Annotated in this window: 7 protein-coding genes and 1 pseudogene; 3 read left to right on the top strand and 5 right to left on the bottom strand. The window is 61.5% G+C overall.

All coding sequences use genetic code 11. The features are described from left to right. Positions 1-59 precede the first annotated feature (59 nt). Both ACL9RI_RS18220 and ACL9RI_RS18215 read right to left on the bottom strand, forming a co-directional pair. Positions 60-3,659, bottom strand: a complete 3,600-nt coding sequence (locus ACL9RI_RS18220) for an indolepyruvate ferredoxin oxidoreductase family protein (protein WP_422727921.1) — start codon at positions 3,657-3,659, stop codon at positions 60-62. Positions 3,660-3,834: 175 nt separating this feature from the next. Next, a complete protein-coding gene (locus ACL9RI_RS18215; RefSeq protein ID WP_422727920.1) occupies positions 3,835-4,776 on the bottom strand; it encodes a LysR substrate-binding domain-containing protein in 942 nt (313 codons plus the stop codon). A gap of 112 nt (positions 4,777-4,888) precedes the next feature. Between ACL9RI_RS18215 and ACL9RI_RS18210 the strand changes: the two genes are divergently transcribed. Beyond that, entirely contained in the window at positions 4,889-6,085 is a 1,197-nt protein-coding gene (locus ACL9RI_RS18210; RefSeq protein ID WP_422727919.1) for an MFS transporter, read from the top strand. A gap of 9 nt (positions 6,086-6,094) precedes the next feature. Then, positions 6,095-6,344 (top strand): annotated as a pseudogene (locus tag ACL9RI_RS18205) (SDR family oxidoreductase); the annotation flags it as partial. A gap of 150 nt (positions 6,345-6,494) precedes the next feature. Here ACL9RI_RS18205 and ACL9RI_RS18200 read toward each other — a convergent pair. Together ACL9RI_RS18200 and ACL9RI_RS18195 are read right to left on the bottom strand one after the other, a co-directional pair. Then, complete coding sequence (locus ACL9RI_RS18200) at positions 6,495-7,781, bottom strand: aspartate carbamoyltransferase (protein ID WP_422727918.1); 1,287 nt, start codon at positions 7,779-7,781, stop codon at positions 6,495-6,497. A 313-nt stretch (positions 7,782-8,094) separates the two neighbouring features. Next, on the bottom strand, positions 8,095-9,045 hold the full coding sequence (locus ACL9RI_RS18195) for a LysR substrate-binding domain-containing protein (RefSeq protein WP_422727917.1): 951 nt from the start codon (positions 9,043-9,045) through the stop codon (positions 8,095-8,097). 184 nt (positions 9,046-9,229) lie between these two features. On the opposite strand from ACL9RI_RS18195, the gene ACL9RI_RS18190 reads away from it, so the two are divergent. Beyond that, positions 9,230-10,456, top strand: a complete 1,227-nt coding sequence (locus ACL9RI_RS18190) for an HD-GYP domain-containing protein (protein WP_422727916.1) — start codon at positions 9,230-9,232, stop codon at positions 10,454-10,456. Here the strand turns inward: ACL9RI_RS18190 and ACL9RI_RS18185 are convergent. Continuing rightward, complete coding sequence (locus tag ACL9RI_RS18185; RefSeq protein WP_422727915.1) at positions 10,453-11,499, bottom strand: GGDEF domain-containing protein; 1,047 nt, start codon at positions 11,497-11,499, stop codon at positions 10,453-10,455. The two genes, ACL9RI_RS18190 and ACL9RI_RS18185, sit on opposite strands and share 4 nt — an antisense overlap. Between the last annotated feature and the right edge of the window lie 214 nt (positions 11,500-11,713).

The following is an 11,713-nucleotide window of genomic DNA, read 5'->3' as shown; positions in this document are numbered from 1 at the left end:
GAATAAAAAAACGCAGAGCCTGAACTGAACTCTGCGTTTTTGCTGCTCACGCTAATGTGTTACGCCGCGTGTTGCGTCCCATCGGCCAGCACCGCCAGTAATCTCGCCTTGTCCTTGCGGTAAGTCGCGACGGCCGCTTCCTTGACGTGGCCGAAACCGCGGATTTTCTCGGGCAGGCTGGCCAGTTCCACGCAGATAGCAATGTTGTCGGCCGTCAGATTGGCCAGCAGGCTGGCCAGCATGTCACGGTACTCGACGATCAGGGCCCGTTCCATCTTGCGCTCGGCCGTGTAGCCGAACACATCGAAGGCGCCGCCGCGCAAGCCCTTGGCTTTCGCCAGCAGTTTAAAGGCGCGCCACATCCAGGAGCCGAACTCCGCTTTGACGAGGTGGCCCTTGGCGTCTTTCTTGGCAAACAGCGGTGGCGCCAGGTTGAATTTCACGGAGAAATTGCCTTCGAATTGCTGCTGCAATTGCTCCACGAAACGGCCATCCGTGTACAGCCGCGCCACTTCGTATTCATCCTTGTAGGCCAGCAGTTTGAAATACGATTTGGCGACGGCCGTCGACAGTTTCTGGCCCAGTCCCAGGGTGTTTTCACGGTCGCGCACTTGCTTGACCAAGGTCAAATAACCGTCGGCATAGGCCGCGTTCTGGTAGCTGGTGAGGAACTCCACGCGCTTCTTGATCAGGCTATCGAGGCTTTGCGGCATTTGCACGATGATCGCTTGCGATGGCGTGGCGATTTGCGTGACCTTGCGCACGTCGAATGCGGCGCGGCGGCCCCACAGGAAACTTTTCTTGTTCGACTCGATTCCCACGCCATTCAATTCGATGGCGCGCAGCAAGGACGCTTGCGTCAACGGGATACGTCCCTTTTGCCAGGCGTAGCCGAGCATGAACAGGTTGGCGGCGATCGAGTCGCCCATCAGTGCGGTGGCCAGTTTGGTGGCGTCGATAAAGTCAGCCGCGTCGGCACCGCCCACGGATTCCTCGATCAGCTGGCGCACTTCGGCTGCCGGATATTGCCAGTCGGCGTTTTGCGCAAACGTGCCTGGCGGCTGTTCGTGCAGGTTGACCACGGCCAGGCTGCGGCCCGGACGCATTTTCGACACGGCGTCCTGCGCGCCGGCCGTCAGCATGTCGCAGCCCAGGATCAGGTCTGCTTCGCCGGTGGCGATGCGCTGGGCGCGGATGCGCGCTGGCGAGCCGGCAATTTTCACGTGCGAAGTGACGGACCCATTCTTTTGCGACATACCCGTCATGTCCAGCACGGATGCGCCCTTGCCTTCCAGGTGGGCCGCCATGCCCATCAGCGCGCCGACGGTGATCACGCCCGTGCCGCCGATACCGTTGATGAGGATGTTATACGGCGCATCGCAGACCGGCAGCACCGGCTCGGGCAGCGGGCCGAAATTGTCCACGTCATCCTTCTTGCCGGCGCCCGTCCTGGTCTTTTTCAGGTTGCCGCCTTCGACCGTGACGAAGCTGGGGCAAAAACCCTTGGCGCACGAATAATCCTTGTTGCACGAAGATTGGTCGATGGTGCGCTTGCGGCCGAATTCCGTTTCTTTCGGCAAGATCGACACGCAGTTCGATTGCAGACCGCAATCGCCGCAACCTTCGCAGACGGCGTCGTTGATGACCATGCGCTTGGCGACATCGGGGTATTCGCCTTTCTTGCGGCGCCGGCGTTTTTCCGCTGCGCAGGTCTGGTCGTAGATCAATACGGAGACGCCTGGTACTTCGCGCAGTTCGCGCTGCACGGCGTCCATGTCCTTGCGGTCGTGCAAGGTCAGATGGGCGGGCAGGTTGCTGCGGTCGCTGTAGCGGCTGACATCTTCCGTCACCAGCGCGATGCGCTGTATGCCTTCGGCTGCCACCTGCTGCGCCATCATCGGCACGGTGATCAGGCCGTCGACGGGCTGGCCGCCCGTCATGGCGACGGCATCGTTGTACAGAATCTTGTAAGTGATGTTGACCTTGGCGGCCATGGCGGCGCGGATGGCCAGGTAGCCCGAGTGGAAATAGGTGCCGTCGCCCAGGTTCTGGAACACGTGCGGGATGCTGGAAAACGCCGCCTGGCCGATCCACGGCGCGCCTTCGCCGCCCATGTGGGTGGTCAGCTTGTTCATTTCCGGATAGATCGAGGTCGCCATCACGTGGCAGCCGATGCCAGCCAGGGCCAGGCTGCCGTCCGGCACCTTGGTCGAGGTATTGTGCGGGCAGCCCGAGCAGTAAAACGCAGGGCGGAACGGCGTGTTGACGGCCTTTTTCAGGACGGCATCCTTGGCGTCCAGGAAGCTCAGGCGCGCCTTGATCAGGTCGCAGGTGACGGGGTCGGACACCAGGCGCGCGATGCGGCTGGCGATCACCCTGGCTACTTGCGATACGGAAAAATCCGCCTTGGAGGTCAGCAGCCATTCGCCGCGCGGCGCCACCCATTCGCCTTTTTCATCGAACTTGCCGATCACCTTCGGGCGCACGTCGTCGCGCCAGTTGTACAGCTGTTCCTTGAGTTGATATTCGACAATCTGGCGCTTCTCTTCCACCACCAGGATTTCATCGAGGCCCTGCGCGAATTCACGCACGCTGTCCGGCTCCAGCGGCCACGGCATGGCGACCTTGAACAGGCGCAAGCCGACTTCGGCCGCCATTTTTTCATCGATGCCCAGCTCTTCCAGCGCTTCCAGCACGTCCAGATACGATTTACCGGAAGCAATGATGCCCAGCTTGGCGTTCGGGCTGTCGATGGTGGTGTGGTTCAGCTTGTTTTCGCGCGCGTAAGCCAGCGCCGCATAGATCTTGTAGTCCTGCATCAGCGCTTCCTGGTTGCGCGCTTGCTGGCCCAGCGGAATGCTGGACAGGCGCGCGTTCAGGCCGCCTTCGGGCATGACGAAATCCTGTGGAATTTTCACTTCCACGCGGAACGGGTCGGCGTCGATGGACGCCGACGATTCGACCGTATCGGCCAGCGCCTTGAAGGCCACCGTGCAGCCGGAAAAGCGCGACATGGCCCAGCCGTGGATGCCCAGGTCCAGGTATTCCTGCACATTGCATGGATACAAGACGGGGATCATCGAGGCCGAGAACAGATGATCGGACTGGTGCGGCAGGGTCGAGGAATACGCGCCGTGGTCGTCGCCGGCCACCAGCAGCACGCCGCCCAGTTTCGAAGTGCCCGCATGGTTCATGTGCTTGAAGACATCGCCGCAGCGGTCCACGCCGGGGCCCTTGCCGTACCACATGGCGAATACGCCGTCGTATTTGGCCGGGCCGATCAGGTCCACTTGCTGCGAACCCCAGACGGCGGTGGCAGCCAGGTCTTCATTGACGCCCGGCACGAATTGCACGTGGTGCGCTTCCAGCTGTGGCTTGGCTTTCCACAGGTTTTCATCGAGGCCGCCCAGCGGTGAGCCCCGGTAGCCGGAAATGAAGCCGGCTGTGTTCAGGCCCGCCGCCTGGTCGCGCAGGCGCTGCATCATCGGCAGGCGCACCAGAGCCTGGATGCCGGATAAAAAGATGGTGCCGGTCGTGGCCGTGTATTTGTCGTCGAGGCTGACGGTGGTCAAACGGGAAGTATCGGGCGGGGCAATAGATGGCGCGGCACCGGCGTTTCTAGCGAACGCTGCGGAGCCGTTTTCCGTGGTTACGGACATGGCTGTCTCCAAAAGGGTGTTTCAGATGACGTCTGCACAAAACGGCGCCCGGTAAGGCGCGCCCGGTGCAGGCGGAATTGCCGCATGTGGGCGGCCAGGTCAGTGTAGGGCGAGGGGGAGGTGGCGGCTAATACGGTTTGACTATGGGGGTATAAGAAAAAATGATGGGGCAGCTTTATTGCCGTGGCATCGCGCTATCGCGCAGCAGTGTTTCGGTGGCGCCGGCAAAGCGCGCGATCAAAAAGTCCAGCAGCCGCCGCACGCGGGGCGCCATGTATTTGCTGCTGTGGAATACCGCGTGGACACCATCCTCGCTGGCGCTGAAGCCTGGCAAGACCACTTTCAGCTTGCCGGCACGGATATCCTCGGCAGCATCCCAGATGGTTTTGCGCGCGATGCCATGGCCGGCCAGCGCCCAGCTGCGGGCCAGCGCGCCGTCATTGGTTTCCCAGGCCTGTTCCATCGCCACGGTATGGCGCCACTGCTGTTCGCCCTGCGCAAAATGAAAGGTATTCAGGGGGCCAGCTGCCGTCACCAGCACGATGAATTGATGGCCGGCCAGTTCTTCCGGTGAGCCGGGCTCGCCGTGGCGCGCCAGGTAGTCGGGCGAGGCGCACAGCACCCGCCAGTTGGGCGCCAGCGGGCGGGCGATCAATGCGCCGTCCTGTGGTCGGCCAAAACGGATCGCCAGGTCGATATCGTCCTGCAGCAGGTTCGACACGGAATCGGACAGGGTCAGCGCGATTTTCAATTCGGGGTGCTGGCGGCTGAACTCTTCCAGCCACTGGTTCAGCAGATGGCGGCCAAAGTCGGCCGAGGCGGAAATGCGCAGCTTGCCGCGCACGCCGTTTTTTCCCTCCTGCAGCACCGCTTCTGCCTCGTCTATCGCGCGCAGGGCGATCAGGCAATGCTGCAGATACACGCGGCCCTCGTCGGTCAAACGCAGTTGGCGCGTGCTGCGCTCAAACAATCTGGTGTCCAGGGCTGCTTCCAGCTTGAACAGCCGGGCGCTGGCGGCAGCCGGCGACAAGGCCAGCTTGCGCCCGGCGGCGGACAGGCTGCCCAGTGCGGCAGCTTCGGCAAACAAACGCATGTCACCCAGTCGGTCAGTGCCCATTATCAATATAGATTTGAAAGTTTTTCAAATCATACGCCAATTATCAAAAACAAGAGATGGTAGCAAAGTGATGCATCGACCAACCCTGCAATCAAGAAAGAGTTATCCCATCATGAATCACCGTAGCTGCCATCCCGTAACAAGCGAGCGCCTGCCAGTGGCTGCCTTGCTGGCGCTGACCATGGCCAGCTTTATCGCGACCGCCAATGAAACCGTGCCGGCCGGCCTGCTGCCGCAGATCGCCGAGGGTTTCGGCATATCGTTAGCGTGGGCCGGGCAACTGGTGACGATGTGCGCCCTGGGTTCAGGCCTGGCGGCGATTCCCCTAACGATTGCCACGCGTGGCTGGCGGCGGCAAACGGTGCTGCTGCTGGCCCTGGCCGGCTTTTTCATCTGCAACGCCGTGACGGCCTGGTCTCCCTATTACGGCTTGAGCTTGTTTGCCCGCTTCATGGTCGGCATCGCCACCGGCCTGGCCTGGAGCTTGCTGGCAGGCTATGCACGGCGCATGGTGGCGGCCCCGCTGCAAGGCCGCGCGATGGCGCTGGCCATGCTGGGCATACCGCTGGCGCTGGCGCTCGGCGTGCCGCTGTCCGCCTGGCTGGGCAGCTTGGCCGGCTGGCGCACCATCTTCGCCATCATGGCGGGGCTGAGCCTGTTGCTGATGGCCTGGGTGCGCCTGGTCGTGCCTGATTACGCCGGGCAGCCGGCCACGGCGCGCATCGCCATGCGCGAGGTGCTGGCCACGCCGGGCGTGCGGCCCGTGCTGTGCGTGATCATGGCCTGGATCCTGGCGCATTACACGCTCTACACCTATATTGCGCCTTTCCTTGCCGCCATCGGCCTGGGCGAGCGGCTCGACCTGGCGCTGCTGATCTTTGGCGCCGCCGCGATGATCGGCATCTGGATCACGGGGCTGCTGGTCGACCGCTGGCTGCGCCCGCTGGTGCTGTTCAGCCTGGGTGCGTTTGCCGTGGCTGCGCTGGTGCTGGGGCTGGGTAATATTTCGCCGCTGGTGGTGTATCTGAGTGTCGCCGTGTGGGGCTTGAGCTTCAGTGGCGCACCAACCTTGCTGCAGACAGCCCTGGCGGACGCTGCAGGCGAAGGCGCCGAGGTTGCCCAGGCTATGCTGGTGACGGTCTTCAATCTGGCGTTCGCCGGCAGCGGCGTGCTCGGTGCTGTGCTGCTGGAAACAGCGGGCGCCACATCCATTCCCTGGGTGCTATTGGGATTGCTGCTGCTGGCTTTGCTTACCGCCTGGCAGGCCAGCGCGCATGGTTTTAGCTCGCGCCGGCTTGCCCGCAGTTGATGCAAGACCCACATGACGCGTTTGCTGGCCGCCTCGCTGGCGCCCGAGATCCGGGTCAACGCCGTCGCGCCCGGCCTGGTGGATACGCCGCTGACAGCAGACTGGACAGCAGCCCAGCACTGTGGCGCGAGCGCTCGCCGATGCGCTGCGCTGCGCCGCGCAGCCGAAAGATATCGCCCAGGCGGTGGCCATGCTGGTCGCATCGAACTACCTGACGGGAGAAATCCTGTTATCCGATGGGGGATTGAATCTCATTTGAGCTTGACGGACCGGCTGGCTCCGGGGAGGGGGGACTGCGTAAAGACCAGCCGTTGGCAAAGTGGCTGCTGGCATACGGAAAAGTCCGTCCAGCGTCGGTGCCAGCATCAGATGACGCATTTCCCGGTAATGCGCGTACACGGCGGCTTGTTCAACCATCCATGCCGTGAAAGAGTGCATCGTCAGGTCCGATAAAGCGTGGTGCTTTCCAGGTTGCATCACGCAGTGAATGCGGTACCTGATCAGCGACGCCTAATAAAGAGGCGAACAGCGCCATCCGGACCGGGATGCCGTTATCGGTCTGGCGGAAGATCGCCAGACGAGGGTCGTGCAAAAGATCCGTGCCAAGATCATTGGCGCCAGGACGGCTATCGCGCGGCAAGGGGTGCATGATCAGCGTGTCTGGTCCGCAAACAGAATTGACCAGGGCTTGGTTGATCTGGAACTCCGGGGTGTAGCCTTCAATTGTCTCGTTAGCAAAGCGTTCTTTTTGTATGCGTGTGGCATATACAACGTCGGCGCCACGTAGTCCATTGACGAGATCCGACGTCTGTTCCACGACGTTGCCATTGACCGCGATGCGTTCGATGATATGTGCCGGCATTTCCAATTCTGCCGGTGCGATCAGCGTGAACTTGATGCCGCTATACAGCGCCAGCAATTTGCTCAGTGAGTGCACCGTACGGCCATATTTCAAATCGCCGACGATGGCAATGTGGGCGCCGTCGACAATTCTCCCTAATCGGGAGAATTCGCGCTGTATGGTGTACAGATCGAGCAGTGCCTGGCTGGGGTGTTCACCTGGGCCATCTCCGGCATTCAGGACGGGAATGTTGGTGGCACGCGCGAATTCCGCGACGGACCCTTGATCCGGATGGCGCACGACAAGCGCGTCAACATAGCCGCTCAACACGCGGCTGGTGTCATAGATCGATTCTCCCTTTGCCATCGAGGAAAAAGTAAAGCCCGTGGTATCGCACACGGAACCGCCAAGCCGGCAAAAGGCCGCCCCGAAACTCACACGTGTGCGGGTACTGGCTTCGAAAAACAGATTCCCCAGCACCGCGCCTTCCAATACCCGTGAAATTTTCTGCCTGCGGGCGATGGGCTGCATCACGTCTGCCAATCGAAAGAGCGCCTCCGCTGAGCCGCGCGAGAATTGATCGACGGAAAGCAGGCAGGGTTTGCCCTCGTGAGTAATGCTTAAATCCGAAGTGGAGTATACGCTTTGCGTAGCTGCATGGATGGTGGAGGCGAGGATTTCACTCACAAAGCGCTCAACGATTTCCGGCATGCGCCGAAACTCCTGCGACTCGGCTGGCAGTAGCCACGTATCGAGTGCACGCCGGCTGACGCCAATCCGTGACGCAAATGCTTCTCGCGTCAGGTTCAGCCGACGCATTGTATCTCGTAGAAAACTCTGTTGTTGAATACTCATTGCCAGCACCATATAAATATACACAATGCGTATTTTAATTGATTGCTTTGATTCATGGCAATCAGATTGATGTACATATTGCGTAGTGGCACAATTGCCGGAAGTCCAGATCACTCACCGCTCGGGCGGTTCACGCAATCACATGGCACATTTCGCGCTGACCCGGCCGGGCCTGCGCATCCATCGTCCGGCGGCGGTGCATCGAACCCGCCCGGCTGCACAGTCCTGTGCGATTTTGTCCCTGCTGAAGAATGACTGCGCGTGGTGCGGTTTGCCTGGCGATTTCGCCTTGCCGGGCTCAGCCAGGCTGCCCTCAGCTTTCCGGCTTGGAGGCCGACAGCATTTGCGCGCCGACCCACCGTCCGCTGGCGCACAGCTCGCCAGCGACTTGCCGCACCAGGTTTTTCACGGCCGTGCCGGCATTGGTGAGGGGGATGTTTTTCGAGGCGCACAGGGACACCGTGCGCGACAGGGCGGGGCTGTGGATGGCGTAGCTGCGCATGGCGCCGCTGTCCAGCTCGGCCAACAGCGGCGCGGTGGGCAGGATGGTGGCGCCCATGTCGGCCAGGATGGCGGATTTCAGGATGGCGATCGAGTTGATCTCGATCACCTTGGCCGTGTTCAGGCCAGCGGCGCGGGCGCGGCTGGCGATGCGCGGGCGCACGCCATGCTGCAGGCCGGGCAGGATCAAGGTGGTCGCCAGCGCCTGCTGGAACGACAGCGTGTCGCCGGTGGGCGCGAATGCGGAGCCACTGCGGCAAATGAAGCGCATCTCTTCTTCCACCAGCGGGCTGCAGGCGAACGGCGTCAGCTGGCCGTCATCGAACAGCACGGCCAGGTTGATGCGGCCCGATTTCAGCTGTTCATTGAGGTTGCCCGTGATTTCTTCCGTCAATTGCAGGGTGATTTCGGGGTAGCGTTCGCGCGCGGCCAGCAGCAAGGGCAGGGCCAGCGCGCCAGAGATGCTGTGCGGCAGGCCCAGGGTGACATTGCCTGACGGCCGGGTGGCGCTTTGCGTGACGGCCGAGCGGGCGTCGGCCACCTGTTTCAGGATCGCTTGCGCGTGCTCATAAAAAATCTTGCCCGCGTCGGTGGACAGCACGCCTTGCGCCGAGCGGTGCAGCAATTGCACGCCCAGTTCTTCTTCCAGCTGGCGCAGCTGCTGCGTCAGGGCCGGTTGCGCCACGTGCAGGTTCAGCGCCGCGCGCGACAATGAGCCGTGGTCGACGATGGCGACGAAGTATCGAAGTTGACGCAATTCCATGTGCTGCCAGTCTCACAAACGAAGTCGGTATCTGCGGTGCGCCAGGCGCTGGCCACAGGCTGTTGTCGCGGGAAAAACACGCGCCTTGTCCCGCCTGGCGCGCATGGGCCTTGCCCTTGCATATTTGTTATACTCATTCTAGCGCTTCCGGTTCACCAGCACGCTTAATTTGTGGGATGACTGCATGTTCAAGAAAGTAGATTCCTCGCAATTAAAAGTCGGCATGTACATCCATGATCTGAGTTGTGACTGGATGACGCACCCGTTCGTGCGTAACCGTTTTTTGCTGCGCAGCGATGAAGAGATACGCAAGATCGTGCAGGCCGGCATCCATGACGTGGTGATCGACAGCAGCAAGGGACTCGACGTGCAGGATGCGCCGACCCTGGCGCAAGCCCAGGCGGCCACCGAGCGCGAACTGGTGCAGATCGTCAGCGCGCCGCCCGTGGTGACGCGCATTTCATTGGGCATGGAGCTGGCGCGGGCGACGCAGGTGCGCAGCCAGGCCAAGCACCTGGTGCGCACCGTGATGGCCGATGCGCGGCTGGGCAAGGCGGTTGAGCTGGACCGGGTGCAGCACACGGTGCAGGACATTACCGAATCGATCCTGCGCAATCCTGGCGCCCTGCCTGGTTTGCTGCGCATCAAGAACAAGGACGATTACACCTTTTTGCATTCCGTCAGCGTATGTGCGCTGCTGGTGGCGTTTTGCCGCTCGCGCGGCCTCGATGCCGCCACCACGCACCAGGCGGGCCTGGGCGGCCTGCTGCATGACACAGGCAAGGCGCTGGTGCCCGATAGCGTGCTGAACAAGCCTGGGCCGCTGACGCCGGAAGAATTCGAGCTGATCAAGCGCCATCCGCGCGATGGCTACGACATCCTGCGCCAGTCGCCGGAAGTGGGGGCTATCCCGCTCGATATCACCTTGCATCATCATGAACGGCGCGACGGCAGCGGTTATCCGGACAAGCTGGCTGGCGACGCCATCAGCGAACTGGCGCAGATGGCGGCCATCGTCGACGTGTATGACGCGCTGACCTCGGACCGCAGTTATCACAAGGGCATACCGGCCGCGGAAGCCTTGCGCAAGATCTATGAATGGAGCAAATTCCATTTCAATCCCATGTTTGCGCAAGACTTCATGCGCTGTGTGGGTATCTATCCGGTAGGCACCATGGTGATGCTGGAATCGGGCCGCCTGGCGGTGGTGATCGAGGCACATGAAACCAATCTGCTGGCGCCGAAGGTGAATGTGTTCTTCAGTACGAAAAGCAAGACCTACATCAAGCCCGAAACGATCGACCTGGCGCGCGGCGTCGGTTTTGGCGGCGCCGACAAGATCGTCGGCCATGAGTCGGCGGCCAAGTGGCAAGTCGATCCCATGCGTTTTCTTTCTCTCGCAGACGCCTAAAAGAACTCGGCCGTATCGTTGGAGGCGATGGTGGTTAACATTCCTTTTGCCACCAGCTCATCATAATGGCAGGCCAGATTGCGGCCGTGACTTTTCGCGTAGTACAGCGCCTGGTCGGCGCGGCCCAGGATGATCACCGGCGCTTCGAACGCGCTGATGCTGACGAAACCCACGCTGACGGTGACCCTGCCCACTTGCGGGAAATCATGCGCCTCGACATTGGTGCGGAAGCGGTCGATGATTTTCTGTGCATTGTCCAGGGTGATCGAGCGCAGCAGTACGACGAATTCCTCGCCGCCGAAACGGAAGATGCGGTCTTGCGAGCGGAACGATGACTGCAGCAGGTTGGCGATCAAAATCAGGACTTCATCGCCATACAGGTGGCCGAACTTGTCGTTGACCAGCTTGAAATGGTCGACGTCGATCACGGCCAGCCACTGGCGTTCCGTGTCGCTATGGTGGCGCCGTTCGGCGTCAAACGGACGGCTCTTGTCGGTGTCGCCATCGCCGCGGCTTTGCAGGATCTTGGCCAGCTGGTCGTCGAAGGTCTTGCGGTTCAACAAACCGGTCAGCGAATCGCGTTCGCTGTAGTCGAGCAGGTTCTGGAAATTGCGGTAGACGCTGACGATGCCGCCAATCACCTGGATGGTGGCGCCCGTGTAGGGCGTGGGATTGGTAATTTCCAGGCAGGTGGTGACCTGGTCGCCGATCCAGATCGGCAGCCACAGCAGGTGGCGGCCATCGTCGCACACGGTGTCGGCGCTCGCTTCATGGCGCGTGATGCAAGCCGCCAGCGCCGGATAGTCCGCCAGCGGCTCGCCGGGCGAGGCGGGATCGGGATTGTCTTCCATGCGGGCCACGCTGCCTGCCACGATGATGGCCCGCGAGCGCACGAACACCTGGCCACGCACGGTGGTCAGCGCCAGCACGCGGGTTTGTGACGCGGAAGCGAGTTCCTGGACTGCCGAGATCACCGAGATATCGAGCATCGTGTGATCGCGGTGTCCCGTCATGTCCACCATGTGTTTCAGTAGGGAGTCCATTGTCGTTCTCTGGAAAGTAGTCACACCAGTGTCGTCATACCAGCATTGCGTCAAGCAAGAGCATGTTCGCGTCCGTCTACAAGAAGCCAAGATTTATTTGGTGGCATGACACACCGCAGAGTAGCTGAAAAATTGTCCGCTCCGGCATGGTCATGCCTGGCGCCGCACATTTTGATCAGCCACTTTTTTGCCGGGCGATAAGCCTTTCCAAAGA

This window comes from Janthinobacterium sp. Mn2066 (genome assembly GCF_049319705.1).
GTDB lineage: Bacteria > Pseudomonadota > Gammaproteobacteria > Burkholderiales > Burkholderiaceae_D > Janthinobacterium.
The sequence above is the reverse complement of the archived record's forward strand: the minus strand, read 5'-3'. Positions and strand labels throughout refer to the sequence as shown.

Bases quoted from the DNA above. Each gene is read 5' to 3' on its own strand.
- ACL9RI_RS18220 (WP_422727921.1), bottom strand. From the start codon at position 3,659: ATGTCCGTAACCACGGAAAACGGCTCCGCAGCGTTCGCTAGAAACGCC.
- ACL9RI_RS18215 (WP_422727920.1), bottom strand. From the start codon at position 4,776: ATGGGCACTGACCGACTGGGTGACATGCGTTTGTTTGCCGAAGCTGCC.
- ACL9RI_RS18210 (WP_422727919.1), top strand. From the start codon at position 4,889: ATGAATCACCGTAGCTGCCATCCCGTAACAAGCGAGCGCCTGCCAGTG.
- ACL9RI_RS18200 (WP_422727918.1), bottom strand. From the start codon at position 7,781: ATGAGTATTCAACAACAGAGTTTTCTACGAGATACAATGCGTCGGCTG.
- ACL9RI_RS18195 (WP_422727917.1), bottom strand. From the start codon at position 9,045: ATGGAATTGCGTCAACTTCGATACTTCGTCGCCATCGTCGACCACGGC.
- ACL9RI_RS18190 (WP_422727916.1), top strand. From the start codon at position 9,230: ATGTTCAAGAAAGTAGATTCCTCGCAATTAAAAGTCGGCATGTACATC.
- ACL9RI_RS18185 (WP_422727915.1), bottom strand. From the start codon at position 11,499: ATGGACTCCCTACTGAAACACATGGTGGACATGACGGGACACCGCGAT.